17 protein-coding genes and 2 pseudogenes are annotated in these 16477 nt (G+C 41.9%); 10 read left to right on the forward strand and 9 right to left on the reverse strand.

Translation table 11 applies throughout. From position 1 onward, the window contains the following. From NYZ99_RS21505 to nagB, 8 genes and pseudogenes are all read right to left on the reverse strand, one after another. Nucleotides 1–231 (reverse strand): hypothetical protein, encoded by a 231-nt coding sequence (locus NYZ99_RS21505; RefSeq protein ID WP_338039364.1) that lies wholly within the window; start codon nt 229–231, stop codon nt 1–3. Further along, complete coding sequence (locus tag NYZ99_RS21510) at nt 231–518, reverse strand: hypothetical protein (RefSeq protein WP_338039365.1); 288 nt, start codon at nt 516–518, stop codon at nt 231–233. The genes NYZ99_RS21505 and NYZ99_RS21510 overlap by 1 nt, the downstream gene beginning before the upstream one ends. Then, complete coding sequence (locus NYZ99_RS21515) at nt 511–1035, reverse strand: MFS transporter (RefSeq protein ID WP_338039441.1); 525 nt, start codon at nt 1033–1035, stop codon at nt 511–513. The genes NYZ99_RS21510 and NYZ99_RS21515 overlap by 8 nt, the downstream gene beginning before the upstream one ends. Before the next feature lie 28 nt (nt 1036–1063). Then, nucleotides 1064–1237, reverse strand: coding sequence for a hypothetical protein (locus NYZ99_RS21520; RefSeq protein ID WP_338039366.1), 174 nt, complete (start codon nt 1235–1237; stop codon nt 1064–1066). 44 nt (nt 1238–1281) lie between these two features. Beyond that, complete coding sequence (locus NYZ99_RS06825; RefSeq protein ID WP_260574543.1) at nt 1282–1650, reverse strand: hypothetical protein; 369 nt, start codon at nt 1648–1650, stop codon at nt 1282–1284. Continuing rightward, the gene (locus NYZ99_RS06830; protein ID WP_260574545.1) at nt 1650–2243 is read right to left on the reverse strand and encodes a glycoside hydrolase family 10-like protein; all 594 of its coding nucleotides are present in this window, start codon (nt 2241–2243) and stop codon (nt 1650–1652) included. The genes NYZ99_RS06825 and NYZ99_RS06830 overlap by 1 nt, the downstream gene beginning before the upstream one ends. 5 nt (nt 2244–2248) lie before the next feature. Beyond that, the gene (locus tag NYZ99_RS06835) at nt 2249–2779 is read right to left on the reverse strand and encodes a glycoside hydrolase family 10-like protein (RefSeq protein ID WP_260574547.1); all 531 of its coding nucleotides are present in this window, start codon (nt 2777–2779) and stop codon (nt 2249–2251) included. A 53-nt stretch (nt 2780–2832) separates the two neighbouring features. Further along, nucleotides 2833–4757 (reverse strand): annotated as a pseudogene (gene nagB, locus NYZ99_RS06840) (glucosamine-6-phosphate deaminase). Nucleotides 4758–4952: 195 nt separating this feature from the next. Here nagB and NYZ99_RS06845 point away from each other — a divergent pair. Together NYZ99_RS06845 and murQ are read left to right on the forward strand one after the other, a co-directional pair. Next, nucleotides 4953–5702: a DeoR/GlpR family DNA-binding transcription regulator gene (locus tag NYZ99_RS06845; RefSeq protein ID WP_260574548.1), complete on the forward strand. Its 750-nt coding sequence runs from the start codon at nt 4953–4955 to the stop codon at nt 5700–5702. Between the two features lie 7 nt (nt 5703–5709). Continuing rightward, a complete protein-coding gene (gene murQ, locus NYZ99_RS06850) occupies nt 5710–6519 on the forward strand; it encodes an N-acetylmuramic acid 6-phosphate etherase (protein WP_260574549.1) in 810 nt (269 codons plus the stop codon). A 10-nt stretch (nt 6520–6529) separates the two neighbouring features. Here the strand turns inward: murQ and NYZ99_RS06855 are convergent. Continuing rightward, nucleotides 6530–7653 (reverse strand): annotated as a pseudogene (locus NYZ99_RS06855) (PQQ-dependent sugar dehydrogenase). Between the two features lie 137 nt (nt 7654–7790). Here NYZ99_RS06855 and NYZ99_RS06860 point away from each other — a divergent pair. The 8 genes from NYZ99_RS06860 (at nt 7791) to NYZ99_RS06895 (ending at nt 16384) form a co-directional block, all read left to right on the forward strand. After that, nucleotides 7791–9548, forward strand: coding sequence for a SprB repeat-containing protein (locus tag NYZ99_RS06860; RefSeq protein WP_260574550.1), 1758 nt, complete (start codon nt 7791–7793; stop codon nt 9546–9548). Nucleotides 9549–9628: 80 nt separating this feature from the next. Further along, nucleotides 9629–10354, forward strand: a complete 726-nt coding sequence (locus NYZ99_RS06865) for a hypothetical protein (protein WP_260574552.1) — start codon at nt 9629–9631, stop codon at nt 10352–10354. Beyond that, entirely contained in the window at nt 10333–11961 is a 1629-nt protein-coding gene (locus NYZ99_RS06870) for a hypothetical protein (RefSeq protein WP_260574553.1), read from the forward strand. Before NYZ99_RS06865 ends, NYZ99_RS06870 begins: the two co-directional genes overlap by 22 nt. Beyond that, nucleotides 11937–12170, forward strand: a complete 234-nt coding sequence (locus NYZ99_RS06875; RefSeq protein ID WP_260574554.1) for a hypothetical protein — start codon at nt 11937–11939, stop codon at nt 12168–12170. The genes NYZ99_RS06870 and NYZ99_RS06875 overlap by 25 nt, the downstream gene beginning before the upstream one ends. A gap of 14 nt (nt 12171–12184) precedes the next feature. Beyond that, nucleotides 12185–12307 (forward strand): hypothetical protein, encoded by a 123-nt coding sequence (locus NYZ99_RS06880; protein ID WP_260574555.1) that lies wholly within the window; start codon nt 12185–12187, stop codon nt 12305–12307. 55 nt (nt 12308–12362) lie between these two features. Continuing rightward, on the forward strand, nt 12363–12665 hold the full coding sequence (locus tag NYZ99_RS06885; RefSeq protein ID WP_260574556.1) for a hypothetical protein: 303 nt from the start codon (nt 12363–12365) through the stop codon (nt 12663–12665). Between the two features lie 63 nt (nt 12666–12728). Continuing rightward, entirely contained in the window at nt 12729–15413 is a 2685-nt protein-coding gene (locus NYZ99_RS06890) for a hypothetical protein (RefSeq protein ID WP_260574558.1), read from the forward strand. Further along, nucleotides 15410–16384 (forward strand): T9SS type B sorting domain-containing protein, encoded by a 975-nt coding sequence (locus tag NYZ99_RS06895; RefSeq protein WP_260574559.1) that lies wholly within the window; start codon nt 15410–15412, stop codon nt 16382–16384. Before NYZ99_RS06890 ends, NYZ99_RS06895 begins: the two co-directional genes overlap by 4 nt. Nucleotides 16385–16477 lie beyond the last annotated feature (93 nt).

A 16477-nucleotide genomic window follows, 5' to 3' on the forward strand; every position in this document is an offset into this window, starting at 1 on the left:
TCAATTAGAAGTTTTCTTTCCAAATTCAGGAGGATAGGAGATGTATTTTAACAGAATTAGAGCAGGTAATGCGGCAATCACCACCCATATGAAAAAACCATCATAACCTAACCATTGTTGCATATAGCCACTAATCATACCTGGAAGCATCATGCCGAGTGCCATAAATCCGGTTGCGATGGCATAGTGGCTGGTCTTGGATTTCCCTTCCGCAATATAGATTAGGTACATTAGAAAAGCTGCAAAACCAAATCCGTAGCCAAACTTCTCGAACATGACCGTAGCCGTAACCGGGACAACATGGGTCGTTTTTGTGATAGCCGAATTGCGTATAAGATATTAGGTAAATTAAGGGATAGTACCATGGGAAGCATCCATTTTTTAAGTCCGTCCCTGGAAATCAGGATGCCTCCAAGAATTCCACCAAAGGAAAGCATAATGACCCCAGCCGTGCCAAAAATTGTTCCGATGAGTTCAGTGGAGTACCCTAAACCTCCTTTATCTGTACTATCAAGCATAAATGGTGCGGCCATTTTTACCAACTGTGATTCCCCTAGTCGGTATGTCAAAATAAAAGCCGAGAGCGATACCGATGTTTTTCTTTTGAAAAAATGTTTTGAACACCTCTAGGAAGCTTTTCGGTTTTTCGTCAACATTCGATGCTTCCGATTCATATTTTGGGGTCACAAAAAAGTTGGAGATGGTCAGCAGCAGCATTAAAACGGCCGCAGCTATCATGGTAATGCTCCATGCTTTAGAATTGTCCCCATATTTGTTTTCCGGAAATCCCGCCATAATAACGATAAGCCCTTCTCCGGTCACCATTGCCAAACGGTAAAAGGTGCTACGCATGCCTACGAAAAAGGATTGCTTTTTTTCCGTTAACCCTAACATGTAATAACCATCCGAAGCGATGTCATTCGTGGCCGACGCAAAGGCGGCCATCCAAAAACAGGCCAAGGTAGTAACGAAAAACATGTTGGTAGGAATGCTGAGCCCTACTCCGAGTAAGGCAATGGCAATAACTAGCTGCATGGCCAAAAACCACTTTCGTTTGGTGCTTTTAAGGTCTACTAAAGGGCTCCGTGAGTGGTTTCAAAACCCAAGGTAAGTATAACCAACTGGTATAGAGTCCAATATCGGTATTGCTCACCCCCAACTGCTTGTACATGATAACCGAAACGGTCACCACCAAAACATAGGGCAAGCCTTGTGTAAAATATAAAATAGGACCCATCCCCAAGCGCCTTTATCCTTTTCTGCCATACCCTGGTATTTGTTTTAAATGTAAGATTGTTGGTTGGGATTCCCTACCATTTCGATCCAAAAAGTAACGGCAAAATGATTCCCTGTTAAGATCGATTTTGGGATTTGGATCTGATTTGTTTCTGTGTTTACGAAAATCTTATCCACAATTTTTTTGCTTTGTAGATTCGATGTATATTTTTTTCCCGATTTATATACAAGTACATATCTGATTGCATCGTTGTGCGCTAAAGTCAAGGTCACATAATCATCCGATTGTATTTTGCCAATAATGTCGATGTTTTTCAGAATTTGCTTTTGTCCGTCGCTAATTTCAGGTGTCAAGGCCGGCCATTTGTAATACTTTCTTCGCAAATAGGAAACCACGTCCGGGTTATTTTCCATTAGGGATTTTGCACTGAAAATGATGTTTCCGGATACCTCCGGGGTCTGCCTCGCCAGTTTAAATTGGTTGGGCAATTCTTTCTTTTTTTCCAGGATTGATCGCTATTGTTTCGAACCTTGTAAGCCCCGTTTCCAATATAAATATTGCTATTACTACTGTTATTTGACCACCATTCTACTAGTGTTCGATGAGATGCCACCGGCATATCTGGACTCCAATAAATTTGGGGAGCAATGTAATCAAGCCAACCCTTTTCCATCCATAATAGTGGGTCTGCATATAGGTTTTCATAAGTGGTTTGTCCTGCTTGGGTATCAGAACCCCTCGGATCAGTGGACTTATTTTTCCACACACCAAATGGGCTAACTCCAAATTGTACCCACGGCTTATGCTCTTTAATGGTTTGGTAACTTTTTTTAATAAGACTGTCAACATTGCTTCTTCTCCAGTCGGCTAAGGTTTGTTGGGGTTGTGAGCAGTTGTAATAGGTGATACTATCGTTAAAGACTTCATCTTTGATAGTGTAGGGGTAAAAGTAGTCATCATAGTGAACACCATCAATATTATAGGAAATCGTAAGTTCCTTTACCATTGAGATCAATTTTTTTGAACTTGGGGATTTCCTGGATCATAGTAATATTTATTACCATATTTGACCATCCAGTCGGGATTCATGATATAATCATGGGTAGGACTTAGGATATCGGTATTTAAATCGAACGTAGCTCTATAAGGGTTTAACCAGGCGTGGAATTCCAAACCACGAACATGTGCTTGATGTATCATCCATTGCAATGGGTCTTCTCCCCACTTTGTGTTTTCCCCTTCCTTACCTGTTAAGAATCTTGACCAGGGTGCATATTCCGAATCATAAAAAGCATCTCCGGCCGCTCGTATTTGTACGATGACGGCGTTGTAGTTCAATTTTTGATAAAAATCTAAAATCTTAAGGTAGTCTTCCTTTTGTTTTTCTACGGAATCCAATCCATTTTTGGGCCAATCAATATTGACAACGGTAGCTATCCAAACACCACGAAATTCCTTTTTTGGTTGTGGAATATTGGTAGTAAAGACTCCGCAGGAACTAACGATGGTCGCAATTAGAATTATGAACAGCTTTTTGGGCATGGGAGAAATAAAAAGAGCCTATTACATCGAAAATAGGCCCTTTTTTAAGAGTTTTAAAATTTATGTCTCACAAAAGCTTCCATGGCAGCATATGAAGACATTCCCAAGGCTTTGTATTTGTTCGCAGTGTCCCTGTTTCGTTCCTCGGCGCGCATCCAAAATTCTCTCGGCGTCATCCCCTTGGAACATGACCCCATCCTTTTGGGATTGATGGCAAAAAATGGCATTTCGCTTTTTAAGGACTTGTCCCGGACTCATGGGTACACACATTTCTATCTCATTGATATCCCATTCGTGCCAAGCACCTCTGTATAACCATAACCAACAGTCTTTTATGAAAGGTTCCGGTTTTAATCGTTTTAGAGCCTCCGAACGGCATCCAAACATACCTTGTGGGTTCCGTGGGGGTCTGCCAAGTCTCCGGCGGCATATATTTGATGCGGCTTTATTTGTTTAATAATATCCATCATCAAAGCAATATCCTCTTCGGAAAGATTGTTCTTTTTTATGGTTCCCGTCTCATAGAATGGCAGATCCAAGAAATGAACATTGGCATCTTTCAGGCCCATATATCTCGGTAGCTGCATAGGACTCCGATCGCCTAATATTTCCCTTCAGTTTTCTTAATTCGGGAGAGTCAACCTGGCTTTCACTTTTTTTGTTGATGGAGTTTATAATTTCCTGAACTTTTTCGGAAGGGTTCAAGTTCATGGCAATCTCTGCAAATTTACGGGCGTCCGTATCGGAGACCGCTATATTTCCGAAGTTTGATACACTATGTGGACTTCATGACCCTGTTCTACTAATCTATCGAAAGTTCCTCCCATTGAAATTACGTCATCATCCGGATGTGGACTAAAAATGATGACACGTTTTTTAATGGGTTCGGCCCTTTCCGGTCTGTACGTGTCATCGGCATTCGGTTTACCTCCTGGCCATCCCGTAATGGTATGTTGTAGTTTGTTGAAAATTTGAATATTTAGGTCGTATGAATCCTCGTTGGAAAGAAGATCTGCCATGCCATTGTCGTTATAGTCCTTATCTGTGAGACTTAAAACGGTCTTACCGGTCTCTTCGCAAAGCCGGATGATGGCCTTGGCCTTAAGCTCTTCAGTCCATTCACACGCATCAACAAGCCATGGTGTTTTATTTTTTGTTAGTTCCGATGCCGCCCCGGTATCCAATATAAAGGTGCAATTGGAATGATTTTGCAAGTAAGTTGCAGGTACATGGGATGAAATTTCACCCTCAATGGTTTTCTTGATAATTTCCGCTTTGTTTTCACCCCAACCCAAAAGAACGATTCTTTTTGCTTTGCGAACAGTTGCGATACCCATGGTGATGGCCTTTCTCGGTACATTGGCAATTCCAAGGAAAGAAGGTGCAGCATCCACCCTGGTAATATGGTCCAAGGTTATGACCCTGGTTCCCGAATTGTAATGGGAGCCAGGTTCGTTGAACCCAATATGTCCAGTTCTACCAATACCCAGTAACTGAAAATCAAGTCCGCCGTATTCTTTAATTTTTCTCTCGTAATCCAAACAATAGGCTACTGTATCTTCAGAAGGTACCATTCCATCTGGTATATGCACGTTTTCAGGGTCGATGTCAATATGATTGAATAGATGCTCGTGCATAAAGTAATGGTAACTTTGAATATTGCTTTTTTCCATGGGCAAATATTCGTCAAGGTTAAAGGTTACCACATTCTGAAAGCTAAGTCCTTCTTCCTTATGCATTCTCACGAGCTCCTCATATACTCGAATAGGAGAGGAGCCTGTGGCGAGCCCCAAAACACATGTTCTGTTCTGACTTTGTTTTTTTCTGATGAGGTCGCAATCTCCTCCGCTACACGAATTGAGGCTTCGTTGGAATCAGAAAAAATCACATTGTGGATTTTTTCAAAGCGGGTTTCCTCAAACTGTCCAATAGGTTGATGGCTGATGTCCCTCTTTTTTTTGACCATTATGGTTTTCATATAATGTTGAAGTTTGATATTTTAATCCATGCAAAGATAGGCAATAAATTTATATTTTGCTGTTTTTTGCAATATTTAAATGCTGTTTTTTGCAATAATTAATATTAATTTAATATTTGAAGTGTTATAACTGAATAAAACGGCATGTACAATTTTTAATTATATTTGCCTGATTATCCATATGTATTAGTTAATATGTTAAAGGAAGAACGTCAACAAATACTCTTGAATGAAGTAGAGCTGCACAATAGAATTCTATTGACCGATATTGCGGAAAGCTTGGATGTGTCCATTGACACTATTCGTAGGGATGTAAAGGAACTGGATGCGGAGAACAAACTTAAGAAGGTTCATGGGGGAGCTATTTCTTTAGGATTTACCAATAGTAATAGCCGGAATACGAACATTTATGCGTTAGATGAAAAAGTTGTTATAGCCCAAAAAGCGGTAACCTTACTTAAGGACGGTGCGGTCATTTTTATAGACGGAGGTACTACATGTTTGGAACTGGTGCGTTTGATTCCTGATAATTTAAAGCTTACCTGTTTTACCATTAGTTTGCCTGTTGCTATGGAATTATCGCATAAACCTAATGTTACTGTAATCTCCATTGGGGGTCAAATTTCCAAGGAAGCCCAAATATCAATTGGTGCAAATGCCATTCATAATCTATCTGAAATAAGGGTGGACTATAGTTTTATAGGTACAGGATATGTCGATGCTGTTTATGGACTTACCGAGTTTGATTGGGATATCGTACAAGTTAAAAAAGCGGTCATAAAAGCAGCTAAAAAAACGGTTTTATTATCCATTTCGGAAAAGCTAAATTCGCAGCATCGTTATAAAACCTGCGATATAAATACCATAAATACCATGATTACGGAATTGGATCCGTCTGATCGCATGTTAGAGGTCTTTAGAAATCATGATATAAGAATCTTATAAAAGCTTTATGGAATACAAAAAAATAACTGAAACCCCTTCAAATCACGATAATTTGGAGCAGTTGGATACTATTTCCATCCTTCAGAAAATGAATGAAGAGGATAAGAAAGTGGCCGATGCCGTCACTTTAGTAATTCCACAAATAACCCAATTGGTAGACGCCCTTGCGGAGCGCTTTGACAAAGGGGGACGATTATTTTACATTGGAGCAGGAACAAGCGGTAGACTAGGAATTCCGGATGCATCGGAAATACCTCCAACTTTTGGCATGCCCCACGAACGAGTTATTGGCCTAATCGCCGGGGGTGATAGGGCCATTAGAAAGGCTGTCGAGAATGCGGAAGATGATACGCAACAAGCGTGGTTGGACCTTAAGGAACATGGAATAAACGAGTTGGATGTAGTGGTGGGCATAGCCGCTTCGGGAACGACACCTTACGTTATCGGGGGGCTAAAATCAGCCCAAGAACATCATATACTAACGGCCTGTATTACAAATAATCCAAACTCGCCCATTACCAAAGTTTCAGATATACCAGTAGAGGTAAATGTTGGGCCGGAATTTGTTACTGGTAGTACTCGAATGAAAAGTGGTACCTCACAAAAATTGGTATTGAATATGATATCTACAGCTCTGATGATAAAAATAGGTAGAGTAAAAGGCAATAAAATGGTAAATATGCAACTTACCAACCATAAATTGGTAGATCGGGGTACTAGATATATTGTGGAAGGCCTTGGTGTAAGTTATGGCCGGGCTGAGGAATTATTAAAAAAGCATGGCTCCGTTAAAAAGGCATTGGAAGCCGGGATTTAACCCAAAGATTTTAGTTTTTAGGAATGAGTTTATAAATTCCTTTTCCCTCTACGCCTACATAAATAAAACCATCTCGGTCCTTGTTCTATGGATCGCACACGGCCCATTCCCTCCAAGAGCTTTTCCCTTCCGGTAACCTTGGAACCGTTTAACTCCAGGCGTTCTAAATATTGAAACGCAAGTGAACCTACCAATACGCTTCCTTTCCATCCTTGGTACTTGTCCGTTGTAACAAAAACCATTCCGCTTGGCGCAATGGATGGCACCCAATAATGGATGGGTTGCTGCATGCCCTCCATTTTCGTTTTATCGGTTATGGGTGTTCCGCTATAATTAATGCCATAGGTTATCACTGGCCACCCGTAATTGGCCCCTTTCTTAACAATGTTAATTTCATCACCGCCTCGTGCATCGTGCTCGTTGTCCCATATAACCCCAGTATCTCGGATGAACGGCAAGGCCTTGAGGATTTCTGTGTCCATAACTATAAATAGCTGTTTTGGCACCACTTTTTCCAACAAAAGGGTTGTCACTGGGTACACTTCCATCATCGTTTAATCTATAAATTTTACCCCCGTCCCTGGTTATGTCCTGCGGATTTACATCCCTTTCGCCCCTTTCCCCGATGGAGAAAAATAAATATCCATTTTTATCAAATACGATTCTAGACCCAAAATGCTGACCTTTTGTAGTATTGGGAACGGCCTTATAAAGCACTTCATTTTGTACCAATTTATCTCCTTGTAACTTCGCACGCATAATAGCCGTATTGCCACCTTTGCTATCACCTTCGGGAGAGGAATAGGACATATAAATCCATCCATTTTTTTCATACTCTGGATGCAGTTCAATATCCAATAACCCACCTTGACCGCGTTGGTATATCTTGGGGGCATTACTAATTTTTGTCTTTTTTCCCTGAAAAAAATGGATTAAATCACCGTTTTTTTCGGTAATCAGCATACTCCCATCGGGAAGGAAGGTAAAGCCCCATGGAATCTGTAGGTCATCGACGAACAGCTCTGCCTCAAATGGAGTGCTTTCCGGCGTAGAAACCTTATTTTCAGGATTTTGTGCACAAGAAAAATTTAGTAATACAACGAAAAAACAAAAGAATAATACACTTTTTTTCATGTTGGAACGTTAGAAATATATTATTGAGTGAAGATAGATTTTTTAAAATAATACTGAGAATATAAGCAAAAATAATTACACCAGGGAACGATATTGATCCCCAATCAATATCCTTCTTTCCAAACACTACTTAACCTATGCATCCATCACAACAGCGTAAATCGCTGTATGTACTTCTGCTGATTTTCTTTTCAGTGGTTGGCTCTACGGCACTTGCGGATTCTAGCATTACCAAGATTTTTAGTGAGGTAACCCTTGCAGTGGAAAGGGTAGTCGAAAAAACGGTTTCCCGGAAAAAGACAGAAACTTTATCCGAGTCCAAAAATTCAATATCCACAAATTTAAAATCCCAATCCACTAAGGCGATGGCGCCGATGTTTGCAACCATTATCCAAGGAGCAGACGAAGAGGTTGGTTGTAGTACCAATGGATTTACGGTTGCCCGTTTTAATCTATGTGGTAACAGCGATGATAGAATTATTAGTTTATCGGGTGATCCATTTTCCTCGGTCTCATGGCAGATTTTGGGAGGGTCATGTTCCCCGGATATCAATAATGATTGCCCTAATACGGGATCCTGTTATTCACAAGTAGGCACAGGGCAAACATTCAGTTTGGATGCTAGTACGGTCCCTGCAACCGTAGGTGCCGAGTATAGGGTAGTTGCAGATGGACAAATATATTATTTCAAGGTTAAAAAAAGTACCATTAGTCAAACCTATGTAAAAGAGGACTATATATGTGATGTTCCAGGTCGGATTCAAATAACAAATTTGTCCAGTGCTTATGAATTCAGTATCGACAGTGGTAGTGGATTTGATCCATGGCAAGGTGCTATTTTTTCTAATTTGTCTCCAGGAACTTACATCGTAAAGGCTAGATTAAGAAATATTCCAAATACCTGTGAATATCCTTATGAACCTATTGAAATTGTGGAAAGGTCATTAGACTTATCCGTAAACTTTACAGATATTAACTGTGCAGGGGAAACCGGTACCATAACCGTGACACCTACTCCAGGACTTGGTCCCTACAAATATACCTTGTTGAACAGTATTGGGGTAGCACAGGAGTTTACGGCTTTTATTCCTGATGAAACATATACATTCTCTGCTGTAGGTTCAGGCACCTATATTGCACAAGTGGAAACACAGCAGTGTACGGGAGATCCCTTAAATGGAATAAATCCGCCAAGGATAGATGTGGATACCTTTGGAAACCCCATTACCATTGGTTCGCGAATAAATCCGTTGGACGCTTCTACCGAAGTAAATACAAGCTTTGGATGTTCAAACATTTCAAGTGTGGATATAACGGTAAATACATCCGGAGGGTCTGCACCTTATACATTTACTGTCAACGGCGATCCTGCACAACCTTCTTATGGAAACCCGTCTACGGATACGGGTACTACTACATATACGGTAACATCGCCAGGAACGTATGATTTTATTATTACGGATAGCAATGGCTGTGTCATAACGGCATCATCCAACGTAGAGGACCTTCTTCCTCCTGATATAACAGCTACTGGTATTGATGGAACCTGTAGTAATGGTGGTGCCAAAATTAATTTCACAGTTAACGATGCAAGAGGGTATAACCTTTCTTATCGGGTAAATTCCGGTGATCCGTGGGTAACTGCACCGCAGATTTCAGTACCGGCAGGAACCTATAATGCCATAGAGGTAAGATATCAGCAAGGTGGATTTGAGTGTACCATTACGTTGCCCCCAGTTACCGTGACCACGGTGGGGAATATCAATGGTTCGGCAACTAAGGTTTCCGATGTAACTTGTGATGGAAGTGGAGGTACCAATGGAGGGCAGATAGATTTTGTGGACCTTTTTCAGGAGGTTCCGGAAGCGGTTATGAATTCAGTATTGATGGTGTAAACTTTACGTCAATTACTTCATATGCCAATTTATCTGCAGGAACATATACACCCATAATTAGGGATGGCGGTGGTTGCCGTTTGGAACTGACTCCCATAGATATCTTGGATGTAGATCCACCAACGGATCTGGACTTTGCGCAAAGTAATATTAGCTGTGCTGCCGGTACTTCGGATGTTACTTTGACTCCGACCTCTAATGCTCCCATCGTTAACTATTCGGTCATAAGCCCTGTTTCCATTGATAATGGAAGCAATGCCACATTTGTAGGTTTGAGTACTTCAACATCCTACATATTTCAGATTACTGATGCCAACAATTGTACATATACTGAAGGATTTAGTCCGGCGGTAATCAGTTCCATTAGGGCGCGAGTGAAATCAGGAGGGGATTTAAGAGTATGTAGTGGTGCTACCGATGGCACGGGTACATTTATTATCGATGGTTTTGCCAATAATTATACTTACGAGATAAATGGAGGACTTTACTCAGGTGGACCACAAAATGACGCCGAAGTGGCTTTGCCGCTTTCGGGAATCGGAACCTATACCATTACTGTAACCGATGCAGATACCGGTTGTACCGATACCGCTTCCTTCGATATTGTTGATGCACCAGCTTTGGACATAAGCGGTAGTACCGTAACCCCAATGAGCTGTGCCAATGGAAATGTGGGAGGTGTGCGTGCCAATTTCACTGGTGGTTGGGGAGGTAATAGATATACGTTAACGACACCATCGGGTACAATAGGTCCAAAATCGGAAGGACTTTTAGTAACCTTACTTTGCCGGGAACATATACATTAACGGCAGAAGATGCTGAAGGTTGTACAGATACTTTTACGTTTGATCTTACACCTATTGACGCTCCGACTTTAAGTTTGGACAACGCGGCATCCGATTTTTGTTATGTTCCAGGAACCGGAGCAACCGCCGTGGTGACTTCCGCTGCTGGTACAGCTGCATTGGGAACCCATGAATATCGGATTAATGGAGGCTCATTGCAACCTACAGGGACCTTCAATGGTCTTACTCCCGGTAATTATACAATTGAAGTAGTGGATGGCAATAACTGTAGTGATTCCATCGTAATTACTATAGAACAACAGTTAAGAGTAAATACTGCAGTTGTCACCGAAATACCCTGTGGTGGCTCACCCGGTCAGATTAGAGTAGACGTTACAGGAGGATATGCTTCAGGAACTGGATTGTACGAGGTAAGTTCAGATAATGGATTGACTTTTAGCGCACCAACTCCCTATACATCCAGTACGTTTTTCTATGATACCGCTGTGGACGGAACATACGTATTTAGAATCACGGATAATAATACCACAAATACAGGATGTGAGGCAACATCGGCACCACTTATACTAAATCCACCAGCGAATATTGCGGCTGCTTCGGTTATAACCCGGCCAGTAAGTTGTGGGGCGCCCAACAACGGGGTTGTAACTATTATTCCGGATGGTACAAGTGGGGTGCCACCATATGAAGTAAACTTTAACGGTATGGGGTGGACCTCACAAACCGTTTATTCCGACTTGCCCGCTGGTACCTATCCATTTTTGGTAAGGGATGCCGGAGGCTGTGAAACGGCTCCCGCAAATGCAGTCGTTGGAACCGATACAACCTTGCCACCGGATGCTTCCGTTAGTCAAGACCCAGCCATTTGTAATGGTAGTGGGACGGTAAGTGGAGGTATCATCATCAACGGGGTAACCGATGGAACGGCAAATTTTGATTTCCGTATCGAGGACAATACGGGTACAGAAATAACACGATTGGAAAATCAATCCTCTTTTCCGGTTACCATAAATGATATTAATTTGGTTCCAGGTGATTATACGGTTATAACACTCGATGCCAATGGATGTACTGATATCGACACGGTAACCATTACATCCAATGATGTTATCATTACCCCAATATTACCACCTTTGCCTCCAACCTGTGACGATAGTGGTTTCACTTATGCAGTGAGTGTTAGTGGTGGTTCAGGCTCCTATGAGATAAAGTTGTCACAACAACCTTCTTTCTATCCTTTGAACAATACTCCGGGTGTTAATGATCACACTTTTAGTAACGTTTCAGATGGAATACAATACGGAATTGCCTACACAGTACAGGTTAGGGATGTGATAACAGGATGTTTGTATGAACAGGAAATACCGCCTGTAGACGCCCCTTCCACCTTGGAAATTACGGCTTCTTCTACACCAGGCGCATGTGATGTCAACAGAAATGGGGAGATTGCCTATCAGGTAATAGGATATACGATTGGTGATGTATTGAGGATAGAATTATTGAATAATGATACAAACACCACAACGGTAATTGTACCATCTTTTACAACTACCGCTTTACCATATAACAATACCTACCCGAATTGCCAGGAGACTATCAAATTATAGTTGTAAACGAAACGGATACCTGTAGGGATGCTACGAGTGTAACCATAGATCAAAACTTACCGGCTATAGATGTAATCTCCGATGTACCTGCAAATTGTAATGCTTTCGGACAGATTACGGTACAAGGCCGAGGAGGTTACGGAGATCCATATGAATATGCTTTTGTTCCCGATGGTTCGCCGAACCTGCCTACCCAGCAGATTATGTAAGTACAACGACGTTTGTGGGCCCTGCAGGGGATTACGATATTTATGTTCGTGATAGTGGTGGTTGTATTTCCTTTGATATTGCAACGGTTATCCAATTGGACCTGAGACCTTCCGGTACCCACGTTTACAGTGGTTAACCAGTGTAATCCCAGTTCAACTGCATTTGATATTACGGTAGCAATGCCAAATTCGGTGAACACACCTCGTTTTACGTTGGCAGGGGATGAACAAATACCAACAGATGATGGGACTAATTGGGTATATACCTTTACTGTGGCTAGCCCAGGTGATTACGTTGTAGATGTGGTAGATGCGAATGGATGTACCAGCCAAGGTACGGCAACTGTTTATAATTTCCTTTCGGCAACAGGTACATTTTCAACGGATTCAACGTGTAACGATGCCGATGGAGAGATAACCATCGCTACCTTTGGAGGTAGTGGTGATTTTGGCTATATCTTAACAGGAACCGATTATACAGGAGCTTCCATATGATCCTATTACACAAGAAGATAACCCGGTATTTACAGGACTTGCCCCAGGACCTATGATGTCCTCGTGGTAGATAGAATCATGTTCGATGGAACTAATTTCTGTGAATACAACGTTTCCGGAATCAATTTGAATCAGGCAGCACAACCAATTATTACCTCTGAATTGGCGACTGATATCACTTGTAGAGACAGCAATGATGGAACTATTGAGGTGGTTGTTGGACCTGCAAATGTATTGGTGCCGTTTACATCAGAAGACACACCTATCACCTATATTCTGAACAACCTTACCACTTCTTCAGAACATGCGCGTAACAATACGGGAACGTTCTCAGATTTGCCTCAAGGGGATTATCAGGTACAAGTGGTGACACAACGTGGATGTGAGGTATTATCAGCGGTTCATACAATTACTAATCCGGCAGACTTTAGCATAACCGCTTCTGCACCTGATTTTGCTTGTGAGCCAGGGGCAAATCGCTACAGTTCTACGATCATTACGGTAAATGTGGTGGATCCCGGAACTATTGGTTCCGGATATCAATATAGTATCACAGGTTTTTCAAACTATCAATCTGGTAATACCTTCGAAATTGTGGACAATGGTTCGCCACAAAATGTCACAGTTTATGCCATTGACGGGAATGGATGTCAAACAACATTTGATTTGCCCACCATCAATCCACCAACGGATGTTGTACCAACATTAAGTGTTGTGAGTCCTTTGGATTGTGCCAACGAGGAACAAGTCAGAATTGATGTAGTGGGCACTACAGATTTTACCATAGTCACCAATTCAGTAGTTCCAGTTGCCAATGTAAATGTTAGTGGGCAATCTTTTGGGCTTGTTAATTTACCGGCTGCCGGTGATTATCTATTCGAAATTGTGGACAACACAGGAGGATGTACGTATCCATTACCGGTACATTCCGTTAATGAGCCACAATTGCCTACGGCTTTCATTTCTGAAGCTAAACCAGTGAGTTGTTTCGGAACCAATGATGGTGAGTTGTTCATTGAGGTAACGGACTATGTTGGAACGTATAACTATACGGTCTATATGGCAGATGATACCACTAAAAGTACTCCGATTGCATCAGGAAGCTTTGATACGACCAATTTCCCGGATGTGAATGGAGACGAAGCTAGAATAACAGGTTTGCCAGGAGGTAATTTATTAGTTGAGGTGGTGTCCACAGATGTACCGTTTTGTAGCAACGACAGTAATGTAGCAAACATTAGAACACCTAACGGACCCTTACAGGTTACCGCCAATTCTGTAGGAAATGTTGGTTGTGGCAATGATAGCGGTGAAATACAGGCTACCGGGACTGGAGGATGGGATAGTACTCCCTATGAATATCGTTTAATGTTCAGTACTGATGGTGGAACGACCTATATCACAGAAATTGCAGCCTTTTCCAATAATAGTGGCTTTACAGGACTTGAATTTGGTTTTTATCGGGTGGAAATAAGGGATTCCGAGCTTTGTACTAACTTCTTTGATATTGAACTTGAAGAAGTCCCTCAAATAGAGGCGGGTATTAGACAACCTCAAGGATTGGATTGTCCAAATGGGAACAATGCTGTTTTGGAAGCATATGACCCATCGACCGGAGATGCCACTACGGCGACTGCCGGAGCTACAGGGGGATATCCAGGAGCTGGTTATAACTATCGATTACTGTATTTGAATAGTAACAATAATACGGATGTTGCATCTACTAGTGGATTGCAGAATACCCCAACGTTTATTGGAGCAAGTGGAGGTTTTATTAGTGCAGGATGGTATGCCATTGAAGTATCTTCAAGCTTTGGGTGCCTATATGTTACGGAGCCCTATTTTGTAGAACCACCACCACCGGTTGAACCCTTATTGGTACAAACGCGGGTACCTGGTTGTGGAGGCGATGGTGAAATGCGCTTGTCCATCCGTAATCCCGACCCTTCATTTACCTACGAATATGCGCCAGTCGAAAATGGCGTTGTGGTGGGGCCTTATCAGAATATGGTTGGAACTTCAATATTAGTTTCGGGTGTTCAAGGTATTACCTATCAATTTGATGTAAGAAAGACGAGTGCGGCGAGTACATGTTTGGCAGTTCGTTCAAATGGGATTACGATGACAGATGCCACTGGAATAACCTTATTGCCCAATTTGCCGGATGACATTTCCTGTGCTTCTGAGTTGGATGGTAGAATTGAGTCCTTTGTAAATGGGGGAGTAGGTGACGATACCTTCTATCTCTATAATGGTGACCCGGTGGATGCTTTTAACCCATCACCCTCGGCAACCTTATTTAGGGGGCCACAGGATAACGGAACCTTTGAAGGTCTACCGGAAGGAACGGATTATTACATAGCAGTTACAAGTGGAGCAACTTGTATGGATATTGCAGATCCTTTTGAAATAGTTCGGCCAGATCCAATTATTTTCGACGCGACTCCTACAACGGTAAGTTGTAACGGAGAACAGGATGGGACAATTACGGTAGAGGTATTATCCGGAGGTATCGGTTTAATTCAGTTTGCCATTGATCCCAACTTCAATGAGTTCTTCAGTGAACCAACCACTCCTGGAGTGTATACCTTTGAGGACTTGGCACAGGGTACTTATGAAATTTTGATTCAGGATGAAAACGGATGTTTTGAACGCGATTTTATCACCGTCGAAGAACCTGAAGTTTTGCAGGCCATTAACATACAGACCACTCTGAACTGTGTATCGGTGCCAATGATGGAACGATGACTTTTGAGATAACCGGGGGAACACCTATTAATGACCCTATGGTTAGCTCAACTCCCTATTACGAATATAAGGTGGAGATGATAGATCCTGTAGACGAAACCGGTACAGGTATTTTTGAACCTTATGTAGCGGGACAATTGATAGAGAATTTACAAGGAGGAGCCTCCTACGCCATACATATTAGGGATGCCAATCTATGTACGGGACTAGAGCTATTCTCTATAGGAATAGGTGTGGACCTAACAGCAGAACCTTTAGTTGTTTATGGATGCGAGGGCATTTTCCCTAACAGTACGGTAACAGTTAATATGTTGGGTAATGTGGCTATGGACGATTTGATGTTTGCCTTAGACCCGGTAGACCCTACCGATGCAATAACCGCCGATGCGGCTATGGAGAATCAATGGGGAGATCCGGCCCCAGGTGACCATACGGTGTATATATATCATCAAAATGGCTGTACCAATTTTGTGGAATTTGCTGTAGACGCATACGACCCGTTGACCTTATCTGCTGAAAAAACAGGTCCTAACGAGTTGGTAGCTATGGCCCAAGGTGGTTACGGAGGTTATGAATACTTCTTTAACGGCACCTCATATGGTAGTGAAACAACCTACACTACAAATCAAAGTGGTATGGTAAATATCAGGGTAGTGGATGCCAACGGTTGTGTGGCCGAAGTTGATCTGCCCTTCGAATTTACGGGAATGTTGGTAATTCCAAACTTTTTTACCCCTGATGGTGATCAATTAAACGACTTATGGCAAATACGTAATACGGAATTTTTTGATGAGGTGGAAGTAAAAATCTATGATCGTTATGGAAGGGTAGTGGCTGTATTGGATAAAGTGACTGGATGGGACGGAACCTATGATGGTAAGGAAGTTCCAACTGGGGATTATTGGTACGTTGTCAATGCCCTCGGTGATCGAAAAACCCGTTATGTTGGACACTTTACATTATATAGATAGAACTTTATAAAGGGAAGCTTGACTAGCTTCCCTTTTTTGTATCCCTAGTTTTTTAAGCTTTAAATATGTATCTTCCATAGGTAAAATGCGTAA

Origin of the sequence: Maribacter litopenaei (genome assembly GCF_025244665.1) — a bacterium.
In the GTDB taxonomy this organism is placed as follows: domain Bacteria; phylum Bacteroidota; class Bacteroidia; order Flavobacteriales; family Flavobacteriaceae; genus Maribacter; species Maribacter litopenaei.

What these genes read in the sequence shown, in the direction of transcription:
- NYZ99_RS21505 (WP_338039364.1), bottom strand. Translation starts at nt 231, where the DNA reads ATGTACCTAATCTATATTGCGGAAGGGAAATCCAAGACCAGCCACTAT.
- NYZ99_RS21510 (WP_338039365.1), bottom strand. Translation starts at nt 518, where the DNA reads ATGCTTGATAGTACAGATAAAGGAGGTTTAGGGTACTCCACTGAACTC.
- NYZ99_RS21515 (WP_338039441.1), bottom strand. Translation starts at nt 1,035, where the DNA reads ATGCAGCTAGTTATTGCCATTGCCTTACTCGGAGTAGGGCTCAGCATT.
- NYZ99_RS21520 (WP_338039366.1), bottom strand. Translation starts at nt 1,237, where the DNA reads ATGGGTCCTATTTTATATTTTACACAAGGCTTGCCCTATGTTTTGGTG.
- NYZ99_RS06825 (WP_260574543.1), bottom strand. Translation starts at nt 1,650, where the DNA reads ATGGAAAATAACCCGGACGTGGTTTCCTATTTGCGAAGAAAGTATTAC.
- NYZ99_RS06830 (WP_260574545.1), bottom strand. Translation starts at nt 2,243, where the DNA reads ATGGTAAAGGAACTTACGATTTCCTATAATATTGATGGTGTTCACTAT.
- NYZ99_RS06835 (WP_260574547.1), bottom strand. Translation starts at nt 2,779, where the DNA reads ATGCCCAAAAAGCTGTTCATAATTCTAATTGCGACCATCGTTAGTTCC.
- NYZ99_RS06845 (WP_260574548.1), top strand. Translation starts at nt 4,953, where the DNA reads ATGTTAAAGGAAGAACGTCAACAAATACTCTTGAATGAAGTAGAGCTG.
- murQ (WP_260574549.1), top strand. Translation starts at nt 5,710, where the DNA reads ATGGAATACAAAAAAATAACTGAAACCCCTTCAAATCACGATAATTTG.
- NYZ99_RS06860 (WP_260574550.1), top strand. Translation starts at nt 7,791, where the DNA reads ATGCATCCATCACAACAGCGTAAATCGCTGTATGTACTTCTGCTGATT.
- NYZ99_RS06895 (WP_260574559.1), top strand. Translation starts at nt 15,410, where the DNA reads ATGACTTTTGAGATAACCGGGGGAACACCTATTAATGACCCTATGGTT.